At 58.9% G+C, this 13,454-nt stretch carries 16 protein-coding genes; 5 read left to right on the forward strand and 11 right to left on the reverse strand.

Going from position 1 to position 13,454, the window contains the following annotated elements; genetic code table 11:
- Positions 1 to 9: 9 nt before the first annotated feature.
- The 3 genes from J2S31_RS07630 to pyrR are packed head-to-tail and all read right to left on the reverse strand — an operon-like array spanning position 10 to position 2,762.
- Positions 10 to 1,302 (reverse strand): dihydroorotase, encoded by a 1,293-nt coding sequence (locus tag J2S31_RS07630; RefSeq protein ID WP_237098490.1) that lies wholly within the window; start codon positions 1,300 to 1,302, stop codon positions 10 to 12.
- Positions 1,286 to 2,224 carry an aspartate carbamoyltransferase catalytic subunit gene (locus tag J2S31_RS07635; protein WP_237098491.1) on the reverse strand — a complete coding sequence of 313 codons (939 nt, stop codon included), beginning with the start codon at positions 2,222 to 2,224 and terminating at the stop codon, positions 1,286 to 1,288. Before J2S31_RS07635 ends, J2S31_RS07630 begins: the two co-directional genes overlap by 17 nt.
- Before the next feature lie 4 nt (positions 2,225 to 2,228).
- On the reverse strand, positions 2,229 to 2,762 hold the full coding sequence (gene pyrR / locus J2S31_RS07640) for a bifunctional pyr operon transcriptional regulator/uracil phosphoribosyltransferase PyrR (protein WP_237098492.1): 534 nt from the start codon (positions 2,760 to 2,762) through the stop codon (positions 2,229 to 2,231).
- Positions 2,763 to 2,982: 220 nt separating this feature from the next.
- On the opposite strand from pyrR, the gene J2S31_RS07645 reads away from it, so the two are divergent.
- Entirely contained in the window at positions 2,983 to 3,585 is a 603-nt protein-coding gene (locus J2S31_RS07645) for a cob(I)yrinic acid a,c-diamide adenosyltransferase (RefSeq protein ID WP_237098493.1), read from the forward strand.
- 6 nt (positions 3,586 to 3,591) lie between these two features.
- Here J2S31_RS07645 and J2S31_RS07650 read toward each other — a convergent pair whose 3' ends face one another.
- Both J2S31_RS07650 and J2S31_RS07655 read right to left on the reverse strand, forming a co-directional pair.
- Positions 3,592 to 3,888 carry a 2Fe-2S iron-sulfur cluster-binding protein gene (locus J2S31_RS07650; protein ID WP_237098494.1) on the reverse strand — a complete coding sequence of 99 codons (297 nt, stop codon included), beginning with the start codon at positions 3,886 to 3,888 and terminating at the stop codon, positions 3,592 to 3,594.
- A 100-nt stretch (positions 3,889 to 3,988) separates the two neighbouring features.
- Complete coding sequence (locus J2S31_RS07655) at positions 3,989 to 4,900, reverse strand: DnaJ C-terminal domain-containing protein (RefSeq protein WP_237098495.1); 912 nt, start codon at positions 4,898 to 4,900, stop codon at positions 3,989 to 3,991.
- A 170-nt stretch (positions 4,901 to 5,070) separates the two neighbouring features.
- On the opposite strand from J2S31_RS07655, the gene J2S31_RS07660 reads away from it, so the two are divergent.
- From J2S31_RS07660 to J2S31_RS07670, 3 genes are read left to right on the forward strand one after another with little or no spacing between them, the layout of a single operon-like run.
- Positions 5,071 to 5,823, forward strand: a complete 753-nt coding sequence (locus tag J2S31_RS07660; protein ID WP_237098496.1) for a tetratricopeptide repeat protein — start codon at positions 5,071 to 5,073, stop codon at positions 5,821 to 5,823.
- On the forward strand, positions 5,810 to 6,466 hold the full coding sequence (locus tag J2S31_RS07665; RefSeq protein WP_237098497.1) for a TlpA family protein disulfide reductase: 657 nt from the start codon (positions 5,810 to 5,812) through the stop codon (positions 6,464 to 6,466). The genes J2S31_RS07660 and J2S31_RS07665 overlap by 14 nt, the downstream gene beginning before the upstream one ends.
- Positions 6,467 to 6,480: 14 nt before the next feature.
- Positions 6,481 to 7,467, forward strand: a complete 987-nt coding sequence (locus J2S31_RS07670) for an acetylserotonin O-methyltransferase (protein ID WP_237098498.1) — start codon at positions 6,481 to 6,483, stop codon at positions 7,465 to 7,467.
- A gap of 22 nt (positions 7,468 to 7,489) precedes the next feature.
- Here the strand turns inward: J2S31_RS07670 and J2S31_RS07675 are convergent, their stop codons facing one another.
- From J2S31_RS07675 to J2S31_RS07685, 3 genes are read right to left on the reverse strand one after another with little or no spacing between them, the layout of a single operon-like run.
- Complete coding sequence (locus J2S31_RS07675; protein WP_237098499.1) at positions 7,490 to 8,272, reverse strand: methyltransferase domain-containing protein; 783 nt, start codon at positions 8,270 to 8,272, stop codon at positions 7,490 to 7,492.
- Between the two features lie 39 nt (positions 8,273 to 8,311).
- The gene (locus tag J2S31_RS07680; protein ID WP_237098500.1) at positions 8,312 to 8,974 is read right to left on the reverse strand and encodes an alpha/beta hydrolase; all 663 of its coding nucleotides are present in this window, start codon (positions 8,972 to 8,974) and stop codon (positions 8,312 to 8,314) included.
- Positions 8,959 to 10,101 (reverse strand): aminotransferase class I/II-fold pyridoxal phosphate-dependent enzyme, encoded by a 1,143-nt coding sequence (locus J2S31_RS07685; protein WP_237098501.1) that lies wholly within the window; start codon positions 10,099 to 10,101, stop codon positions 8,959 to 8,961. Before J2S31_RS07685 ends, J2S31_RS07680 begins: the two co-directional genes overlap by 16 nt.
- 91 nt (positions 10,102 to 10,192) lie before the next feature.
- Between J2S31_RS07685 and J2S31_RS07690 the strand changes: the two genes are divergently transcribed.
- Entirely contained in the window at positions 10,193 to 10,582 is a 390-nt protein-coding gene (locus J2S31_RS07690; protein ID WP_237098502.1) for a hypothetical protein, read from the forward strand.
- A gap of 3 nt (positions 10,583 to 10,585) precedes the next feature.
- Here the strand turns inward: J2S31_RS07690 and J2S31_RS07695 are convergent, their stop codons facing one another.
- Genes J2S31_RS07695 through J2S31_RS07705 form a run of 3 tightly spaced genes read right to left on the reverse strand, consistent with a single transcriptional unit; the run spans position 10,586 to position 13,417 of the window.
- Entirely contained in the window at positions 10,586 to 11,023 is a 438-nt protein-coding gene (locus J2S31_RS07695) for an Lcl C-terminal domain-containing protein (RefSeq protein ID WP_237098503.1), read from the reverse strand.
- A 49-nt stretch (positions 11,024 to 11,072) separates the two neighbouring features.
- Positions 11,073 to 11,930 (reverse strand): aminotransferase class IV, encoded by an 858-nt coding sequence (locus J2S31_RS07700; protein ID WP_237098504.1) that lies wholly within the window; start codon positions 11,928 to 11,930, stop codon positions 11,073 to 11,075.
- Positions 11,927 to 13,417, reverse strand: a complete 1,491-nt coding sequence (locus J2S31_RS07705; protein WP_237098505.1) for an anthranilate synthase component I family protein — start codon at positions 13,415 to 13,417, stop codon at positions 11,927 to 11,929. The genes J2S31_RS07700 and J2S31_RS07705 overlap by 4 nt, the downstream gene beginning before the upstream one ends.
- Between the last annotated feature and the right edge of the window lie 37 nt (positions 13,418 to 13,454).

Here is a 13,454-nt window from a genome sequence, read left to right on the forward strand (position 1 = left end):
TTTATGCGGTCAAGATGGGTTTGTGTAAACCACCTTGCCCCGGTAGATTGTGTGCGTAACTTTGCCTTTCACCTGCCATCCGTGAAACGGCGAGTTTTTGCTTTTCGATTTGAACTTCATCACATCCACCGTGTACTCCGCTTCGGGATCGAAGATGGTGATGTCCGCGTCCCGGCCCTCGGTCAACGTGCCCTTGTCGAGGCGGAACACCTCCGCCGGGCGCGACGTCAGCTTCTCCACCATCTGCGGCAGAGTGATCACTTTTTCTTCGACCAGCTTGAGGCTCAGGGGCAGGGCGGTTTCCAACCCCACCACGCCGAAACACGCATGCGCGTACTCCACCTGTTTATCCACCACGTCGTGCGGGGCGTGGTCGGTGGCGATCATGTCGATGGTGCCGTCGGCCAGGCCTTCCTTGATGCGTTCGATATCGCCGTCGGACCGCAACGGTGGGCTCATCTTGGTATTCGTGTCGTAGCCGCGCACGGCGGCGTCGGTCAGCATGAAATGATGCGGCGCGACCTCCGTGGTTACAGGCAATCCCTGTTTCTTCGCCCGCCGCACCAGCTCCACGGAGTTGCCACTGCTGATGTGGGCGACGTGGAGTCGACCTCCGGTTTTCTCCAGCAGGGCGATATCGCGATAGACCATGATGTCCTCCGCCTCGTGCGGCATGCCGCCCAGCCCCAGTTCAGTGGAAACTGAACCTTCATGCATGCACCCGCCTTTGGTGAGGTCGAGGATTTCGCTGTGCTGGATGAGGAGCAGGTCGCACATGCGGCTGTATTCAAACGCGCGGCGCATGAGCTGGTTGCTCATCACCGGCCGGCCGTCGTCGGACAAGGCCAAGGCACCGGCGTCTTTCAAGTCCTTCATGTCCGTCAACTCTTCCCCTTTGAGCCCCCGGGTGATGGCGCCGATGGGCAGGGCGTTGATGATGCCATGCGCCCGCGCCTGAGCCAGCATGAACTCGGTGACCGACCGCGTGTCGTTCACCGGATTCGTATTGGGCATCATGGCGACGGTGGTGAACCCCCCGGCGGCGGCGGACTCGCATCCCGTCTGGATCGTTTCCTTGTACTCAAAACCCGGCTCGCGGAAATGCACGTGCATGTCGAGGAAACCCGGCGTGACCACACACCCTTTCGCGTCGATTTCCTTCGCGCCGTCGGTCTCGGCTTTTGGGAGCTTGCCCTGCGGGGCGACTTTCTGGATGCGGCCTTTTTCCACCAGCACGTCGAACTGTCCGTCGCGGCCGTTGGCGGGGTCGATCACCCGTCCGTTTTTAATGAGCAGTTTCATCGCCGCCTCCCAGAAGAAGAAACATGAGGGCCATGCGCACGGCGACGCCGTTGTTGACCTGGTGAAGGATGACTGAATGGCGGCTTTCCATGACGTCGAGGGCGATTTCCACGCCGCGGTTGACGGGACCGGGGTGCATGATCAATACATCCTTTCTGGCTTTTTTCAGTTTGTCCTGTGTCAGGCAGAACAGGTTCGCATATTCGCGGATGCTGGAGAACAGGTGCTGTTTTTGCCGCTCCATCTGGATGCGGAGCATCATGATGACGTCGGCGTCCTCCACCGCATCGGCGAGGTTGTACGACACCCGTACGCCCAGCTTCTCAATGCCCACCGGAATCATGGTGGGCGGGCCCACCAGAGTTACGTTCATGCCGCATTTTTTCATGGCGTGGATGTTGGACCGCGCCACGCGGCTGTGGGCGATATCGCCGACGATGAGCACGTTCAGGCCGTCCAGCTTTTTCACCCGCTGGCGGATGGTGAGCAGGTCCAGCAGTGCCTGCGACGGGTGCTCGTGCTGACCGTCACCGGCGTTGATGACCGGTGTCTTGATGTGCGACGCGATCATGTGCGGCACGCCCGATTCCGAATGACGCACCACCAGAAGGTCCGGGCTCATCGCTTCCAGATTGTATGCCGTGTCGAGCAGGCTCTCGCCTTTCACCGTACTGCTGGTGGAGCCCGAAATGTTGATGACGTCGGCGCTCATGCGCTTGCCCGCGATCTCAAACGATGTGCGGGTGCGTGTGCTGGGCTCGAAAAACAGGTTGATGACGGTGCGTCCGCGCAGGGTGGGCACCTTTTTGATCGGACGCGTCGAGACTTCGCGGAACGATTCCGCCGTATCGAGGATCAGTTGAATGTCCTCCGGCGTCAGCGATTCGGTTCCCAGAATGTCTCTGCAACTCAAACCCGTCATTTCATCATTCCTTGTTTTGCACCACGACGCGGTCTTTCCCGTCGATTTCCTTCAGTTCCACCTGCACCCGCATTTCACGCGAGGTGGGGATGTTCTTGCCGACATAATCGGGGCGGAAGGGCAGTTCGCGGTGGCCGCGGTCGACCAACACCGCCAGTTGCACCAGCGCCGGGCGGCCAAAGTCCATGATGGCGTCGATGGCGGCGCGGATGGTGCGGCCGGTAAACAGCACATCGTCGCACAGCACAATCTTGCGGCCTTCCAATGGAAAGTCGATGGCCGTCTTTTTCAGTTCCGGTTTCTGTTTGGCGGCGCCGATGTCATCCCGATAAAGCGTGATATCGAGAATGCCCAGATCCACCTGGGCCTTTTCAATTTCCTGGATTTTGGCCCGCAGGCGCTCGGCGAAAGTCACACCCCGGGTGCGGATGCCCACCAGGGCAAGCTTGTCGATGCCTTTGTTCTTTTCCAGAATTTCGTGGGCGATGCGGGTGATGGCGCGCTGGATGTCGTCGGCATTGAGGACCGTGGATGTCATTGGTCCGCCTTTGCCGGCCGCGGGCAAAAAAAATCCCCCACGGGTGCATACACCCTTGGAGGAATCATCGTATGTGAAGGTATTTGTTCTATCATTCCGGATCCCTTGACAATCTCACAGGACTGTCTTAAAGAGGTCTATACGTTGTCTGAATATATCCACTGTCCGGAAGCAAGTCAAGCGGATTTGCTTTGGGTGCTTTAAAGGAAAGGGTGGCAATTTGGTCCGCATCACTAAAGTTTATACCAAGCAGGGGGACAAGGGCGAAACCTCGCTCGTCGGCGGGGTGCGCGTGCCGAAGGATCATCCCCGCGTGCAGGCCTACGGGACGGTGGACGAACTCAACAGCCTGGTGGGGCTGGTGCGAAGCACGCTGGATCAGATCCCTGTGGAAACAGAGCGGGAACGGGTGGACCAGACCCTGGCCGCCATCCAGCAATGGCTGTTCGATCTGGGAAGCGAACTGGCGACCGATCCGAATACAGGCAGGAAGATGAGCATCGGCGTCAAGGAAGAGCAGGTGGCGTGGATGGAGTCATGGATGGATGCGATGAACCGCGACCTCGAACCGCTCAAAAGCTTCACCCTGCCGGGCGGACGCCTGCCGCTGGCGTTTTTGCACCAGTGCCGCACCGTATGCCGCAGGGCCGAGCGGGAGATCATCGCGCTCTCCCGCAAGGAGGATATCGGGCCGCAGGTGGGGCCGTTCATCAACCGCCTGTCCGATGCCTTTTACGTGCTGGGCCGCTGGCTGGCGAAAGTCTGCGGCGATGATGAAATTCTATGGAAACCGGGAGGGGGAACGCCCCCCGAATGGAAATGAGTCCGGTTACTTGGCGCGGTTGCCCTTCCATGTGAGGATCACGTCGCCTTTCCGCACCTTCATCTGGCACCCCAGACGCATGCCGGCTTCCAGATCCTCTTCATACAGATAATCCTTTTCTTCCTCCGTGATCTTCGACAGGTTTTCGCGTCCCTCCACCACCGTCAACTCGCACACCCCGCAGGTGCCCTCGGTGCAACCAAAGGAAAGGGAAACCTCCACTTCTTCACATATATCGATCAAAGACATGCCGTCCTCACACTCGTGTGTGACGTTGTCCGGTTGAAACACCACTTTTGCCATACCAACACTCCGTGACCAGATGAAAATTAAATGAGTTAAAGCGAAATAAGGATCACCGCGGACGGCGATATGAACCGCAAATTTTATTTATTTTAAAGAATTATAAGCCTGCTTCTTTCATTTTCTGGATGAGCTTTTTTTGCTCCTCGGTCAGATCCTTGGGCAGGGCCACCTTGATTTTCACCAACTGATCGCCGCGCTTGCCATTGCTGGAGCGAACACCCAACTCCTTCAACCGCAATTTGGAATTGGGCTGGGTGCCTGCCGGCACCTTCACCTGCTTGGCGCCTTCCAGCGTGGGGACTTGGATGGTGGTGCCGAGAAGAGCATCGGTCAAGCCGATCATCTGCTCGACGAGGATGTTGTCGCCTTCCCGCGTGAACAGGGGATGGGGCTGGACGTGTACACGGAAATACAGGTCGCCGGGAGGCCCTCCATTTATTCCGGGATGCCCCTTGCCGCTCAGGCGCAGTTTTTTGCCTTCGGAGATACCCGCCGGAATTTTGAGATTGGTGTCCTCGCGGCCGGTGGGCCGGTCCACGGAAAACCGTTTTTCCGCGCCCAGCGCGGCTTCCTCGAAGGTGATGGTGATGTCGCTCAGCATGTCCGCGCCCTTGTTGCGCCGGGGCTGGCGTCCCATGCCCGGGCCGAACTGGTCGGGGTACCCTCCACCTTGTCCGCCGAAGAACTGGCCGAAACCGCCTCCAAACCCCGGCGATCCGCCAAAGCCGAAATTGCGCAGGATCTCGTCCAGATCGAAATCGCGGAAAATGTCTTCCTGCGAATAGCGCTGGCGAAATCCTTCCGCACCGTAGGCGTCGTATTTCTTGCGCTTGTCCTTGTCGCTCAGAACGGCGTAGGCCTCGCTGATTTCCTTGAAGCGGTTTTCGGCCTCCGGATCGTTCTTGTTGCGATCGGGGTGGTATTTGAGGGCGAGCTTCCGATACGCTTTTTTGATTTCGTCCTGAGAAGCGCCGCGCTCCACACCCAGAATGTTGTAATAGCTTTTCATCAGCTAAGTGCTTGATTTATAGGTGGTTCTAATCTAAACTGACTACGTTCGACAATATTATACTCATTAATGTAATGAAACGCCTTTTTAAAATAGCAATGCTGGTAACGGTTTTTTTTCTCGGGGCTTGCGCGCATTCCGTGTCGGTACCGCCGCAAGAAGAGGTCCAGGTGCCCCCTCCACCGCCACCCATCGACCCGGCGGAGATGCACATCTGGACTCCGCCCAGCGAGGAAGAACTGGCCGCGCGACACCGCCGCCAGCAGGTGCTGGACGCGATGAGCTCCGACCTGGAAAAGTTGTTCATGCGTTATGCCCACACGCTGGGCGAGGAGATCATTCTGGAAAACCTGATCGCCTTCCAGACCCCGCAATACCACCAGTGGAATGCGCGGTTCTCGGAGGACCTGAGCGATATTGACGCCATCCATCAGGGCAATGTGGATGAACTGCAAAAATCCGGCGAGGCGGTGGCGCTTTTGAAGGAGGAGTTGGAGGCCATCCGCAAGCGGCGCGAGGAACGGCGGTTTCGTCCGGATGAATACCAGCTTGCCATCCGCCTGTTCCGCGACGCGCGCTATGCGGAAAGTATCGCCGTGTTCAACCGCGTGCTGGCCACCGAGTTTCCGCCCAACCTGCATGACAACATCCTGTTCGGGCTGGGGTCCAATTACTACCGCCTGCGGGACTACAAAAAGGCCAAATCCTATTTTGATCCCATCGTGGAAGAACACCCCTCCACCGACAAATGGCTGGTGGCCCACGCCATGCTCGGCATGATATACAATCTGGACGGACAAAAAAGCCGCGCCTTGTGGATTCTGCAGAAAGCTCTGGATGAAAAACCCACCGGCGAACTGCTCTCCATCCTGCAAAACCTCATACTCATCACCCAGGGAAAGAAACCCGATGTCGCAAGTTAACCAACCCGCGCCCAATCTCGATGTAGCCGAGTGGGTGCAGGGCGAAGCCTCCAATATCGACCGGGAACGTGGCAACGTAATCCTCGTTACGGTGTTTCAGGTCAACTGCCCCGGCTGTTTCGTCGGCGGATTTCCGGAAGTCCTCGCGGTGCACCAGGAGTTTCAGGGACAGCCGTTGAAGATATGGGGGCTCGCCACGGCGTTCGAGGATTACCGCTTCAACAATCTGGAAAATCTGAAAAAGCTGGCACACACCGGAGAGGTGGTGGGCGAGACGCTCGCCTACCTGCAGAACAGCGGCATGTTGCAGAACGGCCGGCTGACCTTTTCCATTCCTTTTCCGCTGGCGTGGGACCGGCTGGTGAAACGCCAGGGCGGGGCGACGCCGGAGGAAATCGAAGCCTTTCTGGCGCGCGACTTTCCCGACTATCGGGATATGCCGGGCCACACCCTGAACGCGGTCAAAACCCAGATCAAACAGTACCTGGAGAAAAAAGAATACGACGCCAGCACTTTTGACCGGTACGGACTGCGCGGCACGCCGTCCACGATCCTGATTGACAAACAGGGTATCCTCAGGCACAAACTGTTTGGGTCAGGCTTGAATCTGAGTGACCTCATCGAGCCGTTGCTGAACGAATAACCGGGAGGCGCCTCATGCTCACCTACCAAAAATTCGTCAACACCATCGACGCGCTGGAAGACGCGCGGGTTCTCTTGGCGGCGCTCGAGTTCGATGTGTTTTCCATCCTCGACAGGAAGGAGTTGACGGTCCGGCAAATCGCCCGCAAGGCAGAGGCGCAGGACGAAGGCATGTCCGCACTCCTGCACGCACTGGTGGCGCTGGGCGCGCTCAGCAAAACGAAGGACGGCAAGTTCGCCAACACGGCGGAGATGTACAAGCACTTCTGCCGGACCAGCCCGGATTACAAAAAAGGCACCGCTCATCTGAAGATGGAGAAAAACGATGAGTGGAACCAGCTGATCCAGACCATCCGCAAAGGGCGCGACCTGACAGCGTTCGAGGACGGTGACGACCCGGAGTTCCGCCACTGCTTCTCCTACGCCATGCACGAGCGGAGCGAGCCTTACGCCGCCAAAATCGCTACGCTCCTGGCCAAGAAAAAATCCATCGGCAAATTCCTCGACCTGGGCGGAGGCCCCGGCTCCTACTGCGCCGCCGTTCTACGTAAGGACAAAAAAGCCGAGGCCACACTTCTGGACCGCGACGCCGCCTGCAACGTGGCGCGGGCGTTGTTCGGAAAAGAAAAGTTTTTCAGCCGGTTCACCATGAAGCCCGGCGACCTGTTTGACACGGACTATGGCAACGGATTCGACACCGTGCTGTTCTCCAACATCCTGCACATCTACAACCCCGCCGAGAACCGCCAGCTCCTCAAAAAAATCCACAAGGCGCTCAAACCCGGCGGCCGGCTGGCCATTGTGGATTTCTTTTTGAACGAGGACCGCACCGCGCCGTACGAAGCGGCGATGTTCTCCCTCACCATGCTGTTGTTCACCGAGACAGGCAAGACCTACACGTTTTCGGAAACCGAGCACCTGCTCACCAGAGCCGGATTCCACAAGTTCCAGACCCACAAACTGGACGAAGGCTCGCACGTCATGGTCGCCACCCGCAAGTAACTCCTGCTGGATTTTAATCCGATTATTTTTTCACCGCCGAGAAGTAATACAACTCCCAGTGGGTGTACACGCCCTGCGGAGTGGAGAAGTTGCGGTCGTGGGTCTCGATCAGGCGGCGCAGTTCTCCCGTCTTCATCATGCGAAGCGGCGCGGCGCCGATCTGTTGCAGGTTGCGGATGAGGTGACGTGTGCCGGGAAAGAAGATCTCGCGGCTTTCGCGCTCGGCCGCCTGCCACTGAAACCCGCACCGGGTGAGCAAGGCTTTCCATTTATCCAGCGACAGGAGGTGGGTGGGACCCTCCAGCCCGCCGGAGTCGCGGAACTCCTGCAGGGTTTCCGGACCGAACGTGCTGAACACGATCTGCCCACCCTGGGGCAGACTGCGATGCAGAGTCTCCAGCGTGTGCTGTGGATGTTGAAACCATTGAAACACCGCGTTGGCGGCGATCAACCCGGCTGGCGGAAACTCCAGCCGCTCCGCATTGCCTTCCACGAAACGCGTTGCCTCAGGCAGGTCGAGGTGTTCCTTCAGGTACTCGATCATCGCCGGGGCGATGTCGTTCAGGATCAATTTCTCCGCGCCGCGCGTCAGCAGGTGCCGGGTGAACAGTCCCGTGCCACAACCCAGTTCCAGCACCGGCTCGGGCAGGGTGGGGGGCAACAGCGCCGCCAGCCGCTCGGCCATGGTCTTCTGCAACTGCGCGTTTTTGTCGTAGGTGCGGACGTGTTTGGAAAAGCTCTGGATGAGGCTCGATTCGAACTCGTCTTCGCCGCGCCCGCGGCTGGTTTTGTGATTTGCGTTCATACAGTGGATTGTACTTTCTAACGGCAGGGGGAAGAAGAGTTAAATGCGTTTCTCGGATGAGGCGGCGGGAAGTTGGAAAATGGTCTGCAACAAGGATTCTGGATGGTGCCCGCAATCGTTGACCACCTTCAACGACGGAACCAGTGATTGCAGGGCGGTGGCGTCGGTGAACGGATCGCGGTCGCCCAGCACGGCATGGAACCTGGCCACGGCATCGGGCGTTGCCGACACGTCGCGCAGAAACTGAAGGCCTCGCAACAGCGTGTCCCGCTCCGGGATGCCGACCTTCGCTTCCGGCGGCAGAACGATGTCGCCCAGCGCCATGAAGTCGCCCAGCACCGTCGGCAGATCCTGGGTGCGTTCGACCGTCCGCAGAAAAAACTCCAGCTGGCCCGACGGAATTTTCCCACCCAGACCCGCCTCCTGCTTGAATGCGAGGATGGGGGCCATCAGGATTTTGACCGCCGTCTCCGGCAGATGTTCGCGGTGATGCAGGAGCCACAGACTGCCCAGCGAATACCCGATGACGACATCCGGGGCAGAGGTCTGCAAAATCCGTTTCGCCTCCTCCGCGTCGAACGGGTCTTGCGGGTACACGCCGTGCACCGTCGCCGCCGGACAGAACGGTTGCGTCAGAGCCTTCAGCCAGGCTTCCGGGATGGCCCAGCCGCTGATGAGGGTGATGTTCAAACCGTTCGGCATGTGTTCAAAATCTCCAGAAGTTCATGCATATCTTCCTGCGTGATGCCGCTGTGAAACGATAGACGCAGGCGCGACGAGTTCGGCGGCACCGTCGGCGGGCGCACCGCTCCCGTCAACATGCCTTTTCCCAACAGGCGGTCGCGCAGGGCCAGCGCGCGGTCGGGATCGCCCACGATCACCGGCACGATCTGCGAATCGAACGCGTTCGTCGTCCATCCGCCCTTGACCAGTTCGTCGCGGAACCATGCAGCGTTTTTACGCAGGCGTTGCCGCTCCGTGTTCATTGACCGAACCCTGCCGATGGCCGCGGACGCCGCTCCGGCGCAGGCCGGGGCAAGGTAGGTGGAGTAAATGAACTCGCCCGCATGGTTGATGAGGTGATCGACCACCGTCTGCGACGCGGTCAGCACGTACGCCCCCATGCTGGCCAGCGCCTTGCCCAGCGTGCCGACCAGGATGTCCACATGATCCAGCACGCCCGTCTCTTCAGCCAGCCCGCCGCCGGTTTTACCGAACACCCCAGTGCCGTGCGCTTCATCCAGCACCAGCACGAAATCAAAACGCTGTTTCAATTCCACGAGGGCTTTGAGGTCCGGGTAATCGCCGTCCATGCTGAACACGCTTTCGGTGACCACGAACACCGTTTCGTACGTACCCTTGTTTTTCTCCAGCAATTCTTCCAGGTGATTGAGATCGAGGTGCGAGTAGCGTTTGTAATCGGCCCGGCCCTGCACGATGGCCTGGATGACCGAGTGGTGGATGAGTTTGTCCACGAGCACGAGGTCCTGCGGACCCGGCAGGTGTTTGAGCACCGCCTGGTTGGCCATGAAGCCGGTGTTGAACACCAGCCCCGCCGGTTTGCGCTTCCATTTGAGTAACGCGTCGAGAAGTTGCTCGTGGCAGGGCAGGTAGCCATAGAGCAGGGGAGATGCGCCGCTCCCGGCCCCATATTCTTCCAGCGCCTGGCGCGCTCCGGCAACGACGTCCGGGTCGGTGCGCAGTTGCAGGTAGTCGTTGCTCGACAGGTTCAGGCGACAGGATTCAGCCACCTTCAGCGTACGCAGGAGGTTGTCTTTGCGGCGTTGCTCCAGTTCTTTTTGCAGGCGGCGTTCCAGCGGCGAGTCCAAGGATTTTTCCACTCCCAAGGCTTTTGAAAACAAAAATTATGGTATAAAAGCCATTTTAAGTCAAAAGCCACCCCAACTTACTTTCGGATTCATGGCGGAAATCAAGGACACGGGAAAAGTCTGGATTAAAGGACGCGTCAGCACCGCGTTCGCCATCAAGGTGGACGACACGGTGTTCGTACCGGGACAGGAAGAAGGGCAGAACATCGAGTACTGGCTGGAGGACGGCGCGCTGTGCATCGATCTCCACGATCCGAAAAAAGAAACGCGTATCGCCCGGCGGTTTCCGCTGAACCTCAAGCCGGAGACGATGGCATCGCTGTTCAACGGCTTCACCCGCACCAAACATTGCGACACCAAAGTGGTGATGCCCACCGATGACGGCGTGCAGGAAGCGTCGGTGCAGGGAGAAGCGTACCGGCAGTCGAAGGCCGGGGCGCTGGATGCGCGCACGTTCTGGCAGAGCGCCGCGCCAAGGTGACTTTTATTTTCCTTTGGAATTGGGAGACCGCACCAGCCGCGCGGTGTATTCGTCGCGATTCATCTTGTCCACGAACTCGGCAGTGCCGTCCTGCAAATTCACCGCGCAGGCCTGGCCTTCCTCGTTGACCTCCGAGGTCCAGATAATGCGTCCGCATTTTTTCACGAAAGCGGGATGGATGTACACCGTCTCGCCCTCCCAGTCTTCCAGCGACAATTCCTCATCATAGAGACTCAAGGCCTCTTCTTTGGTCGGCAGGCGCCAGTCGGCATGTCCGCCAGCATAAACGTTACGCATCGTCTGGATATAGTAGTTCGCCTCGTCCCAGGTCACCCACTTGCCGAGATCGCCGCGGGCGTCCTTCGGCAACCATTCCAGATTCATTTTTTTATCGACGATCACTCCGCGCGGAGTGTCCTCGTACAAATCCTTTGCATTCATAGCGTGTCCATTCCGGTTCAATTCAAATGCGTGCAATTATAATGCACCTTCACTCAGACTCAATCGATTTTAAAAATTCCGCGTGCAATCGCGCTGTGACCCCACCCGGCTTTCCCGTCCCGATGGCCGTGTCGTTCACCCGGGTGACGGGAAGCAATTCGATTCCCGTATTGGTGAGGAAAACCTCGTCGGCCTGTAGCAGGTCGGACGCCAGAAGCGTTTCCTCCCGCACCTCCAGGCCCAAACGCCGCGCCAGCTCCAGCACCGCCTTGCGCGTGATGCCCGCCAGCACGTATTCATTAAGCGGCGGCGTTTTGAGCGTACCGTCATGCACCACAAACACATTGCTTGTGGAGGCGTCGCACACCTCGCCCCGGTGGTTGAGCAGGACGGCGTCCCAGTGATCCGCCTCGCGCGCCATGCGCCGGGCCTGAATATAAGGCAGGAAGTTTGCCGACTTCGCCTGCTGAGCGGCGCCGGGCAGGTGCGGTGCGCTGTCGGGAACCAGCAGGACCGACACGCCATCGCGGTAACGTGCTTCCGGCAACGACTCCACGGGGCGGGCAGTGATGACGAGCGTTGGCGGGGCATCCGGCGCAATGTCGAATCCGGAGCTCTCGCCCCGGCTCAGGGTGAGACGCAGAATGGCGTCGGAAAGCTCATTTTGTTTGAGCGTTTCATACAGCAGGCTTTCCAGTTTGTCCGGCGCTTCCGGCACGGTGAGATGAATCTGCTCCGCCGACCGGTGCAGTCGGTCCAGATGATTGGCGAGGCGGAAGATGTGTCCTTGGTACGCGCGCAGGGTTTCGAACACGCCGTCGCCGTACAGGAATCCGCGGTCGAACACGGAAATGCGCGCGTCTTCCTGTGGCACGAAGCGTCCATTCACATACACCACCTGCGTCATCCGACCGGCTCCCCGCTGAGCGCCTGGATCATCGCCGCCGCCTTGTCGAGCGTCTCCTGCCATTCTTTTTCGGGGACCGAGTCGGCAACAATTCCCGCCCCGACGTGGAAATGTGCCCGCCCGTTCTGCACAAGAATGGTGCGGATGATGATGTTGAGGTCGAGGTGGCGGTCGAATCCGATGTAGCCGAACGATCCGCTGTAAGGTCCGCGCAGAGAGGGCTCCAGCTCGTCGATGATTTCCATGCACCGGATCTTGGGACAGCCGGTGATGGTGCCGCCGGGAAACACCGCGGCCAGAATATCCGTCACCTCCACACCGGGGCGCAGTCGGCCCTCGATGTTGGAGACGATGTGGCAGACATGTGAATACTGTTCCAGGAACATGAGGTCGGTCACACGGACACTGCCATGTTCGCAAATGCGGCCAAGATCGTTGCGTTCGAGATCGACCAGCATCAGATGCTCGGCTTTTTCCTTTTCGTTGAGCAGGAGCTCGGCGGACAGGCGCGCATCTTCCTCCTCGCTTTTGCCACGCGGACGCGTGCCGGCGATGGGTCGCGTCTCGACCCGGTCTTTCACCACCTTCACCAACCGTTCCGGTGAAGAGCTTGCGAGGACCAGTCCATCGAATTTCAAATATCCGGAAAAAGGCGACGGGTTTACTTTGCGCAGACGCTGGTACAGGGGGAAGGGGTCGCCCGCATACTCCACCGACAACCGTTGTGCCAGATTGGCCTGGTAGATATCGCCTTCCTCGATATAAATTTTCGCGCGCTCCACCATGCGCTCGTACTCGGCCTGCGTGATGTTGGATTGCAGGGAAGCCGGTTGCAGGGAAGGGGTAGGGGAGGCGTCGTTCGGGGTGGACTCCGAAACTTTCTCAATGAGCCGATCCATTTCCCGCCACGCGTTTTCCAATTCTTCCACGGTGCGGTTGTAAATTGTCTCGGGAGAGTCGCCCATCTCTTCCGCGACGATGTATTTCAGGATCGCCTGCCGGTGGTCGTACACCCACAGACGATCCACCTGGAAAAAGAACAAGAGAGGCAGGTCGAGTCCGTCCTTGGCCCGTAGTTGAATGTTCTCGAACCAGTGCGCCATCTCGTAGCTGAGGCATCCCACCCAGCCGCCCCAGAAATGATCGACATAATCGATTGCATCCAATCCCGGCTCGAAATTCAAATGCCGGAGTGCGTCCGGCGCGGGAAAAGGAATGGTTTCCCGGTCGCCATTATTGTGGATAGCGAACTGATTGTTGCGTATGGAAATCGCTTTTTGATTGGCGCGGCCGAAGAAGGAATAGCGCGCGGTCTCGTCGGGTCCCTTGCCGCTCTCGAACAGAAAAGACCGCTCCGCCTTTCCGTACAGGCGCTGATAGGCCGTGGCCGGATCGAACTCGCGCACACGCCGCTCGCCCACCACTGGCATGCGTGCGCAGGTGGCGGCCAGTTCGAGAAAACGCGATTTATCGGGAAAAACCTTCATGACCTAAAGCATCCTGTGTGGTGTTGGGATTGATTAT

Source organism: Nitrospina gracilis Nb-211 (assembly GCF_021845525.1).
Classification (GTDB): domain Bacteria; phylum Nitrospinota; class Nitrospinia; order Nitrospinales; family Nitrospinaceae; genus Nitrospina; species Nitrospina gracilis_A.

Coding starts and splice junctions, on each gene's coding strand:
- J2S31_RS07635 (WP_237098491.1), bottom strand. CDS start 2,224: ATGACGGGTTTGAGTTGCAGAGACATTCTGGGAACCGAATCGCTGACG.
- J2S31_RS07650 (WP_237098494.1), bottom strand. CDS start 3,888: ATGGCAAAAGTGGTGTTTCAACCGGACAACGTCACACACGAGTGTGAG.
- J2S31_RS07630 (WP_237098490.1), bottom strand. CDS start 1,302: ATGAAACTGCTCATTAAAAACGGACGGGTGATCGACCCCGCCAACGGC.
- J2S31_RS07665 (WP_237098497.1), top strand. CDS start 5,810: ATGTCGCAAGTTAACCAACCCGCGCCCAATCTCGATGTAGCCGAGTGG.
- J2S31_RS07655 (WP_237098495.1), bottom strand. CDS start 4,900: ATGAAAAGCTATTACAACATTCTGGGTGTGGAGCGCGGCGCTTCTCAG.
- J2S31_RS07680 (WP_237098500.1), bottom strand. CDS start 8,974: ATGCCGAACGGTTTGAACATCACCCTCATCAGCGGCTGGGCCATCCCG.
- J2S31_RS07690 (WP_237098502.1), top strand. CDS start 10,193: ATGGCGGAAATCAAGGACACGGGAAAAGTCTGGATTAAAGGACGCGTC.
- J2S31_RS07670 (WP_237098498.1), top strand. CDS start 6,481: ATGCTCACCTACCAAAAATTCGTCAACACCATCGACGCGCTGGAAGAC.
- pyrR (WP_237098492.1), bottom strand. CDS start 2,762: ATGACATCCACGGTCCTCAATGCCGACGACATCCAGCGCGCCATCACC.
- J2S31_RS07705 (WP_237098505.1), bottom strand. CDS start 13,417: ATGAAGGTTTTTCCCGATAAATCGCGTTTTCTCGAACTGGCCGCCACC.
- J2S31_RS07675 (WP_237098499.1), bottom strand. CDS start 8,272: ATGAACGCAAATCACAAAACCAGCCGCGGGCGCGGCGAAGACGAGTTC.
- J2S31_RS07695 (WP_237098503.1), bottom strand. CDS start 11,023: ATGAATGCAAAGGATTTGTACGAGGACACTCCGCGCGGAGTGATCGTC.
- J2S31_RS07700 (WP_237098504.1), bottom strand. CDS start 11,930: ATGACGCAGGTGGTGTATGTGAATGGACGCTTCGTGCCACAGGAAGAC.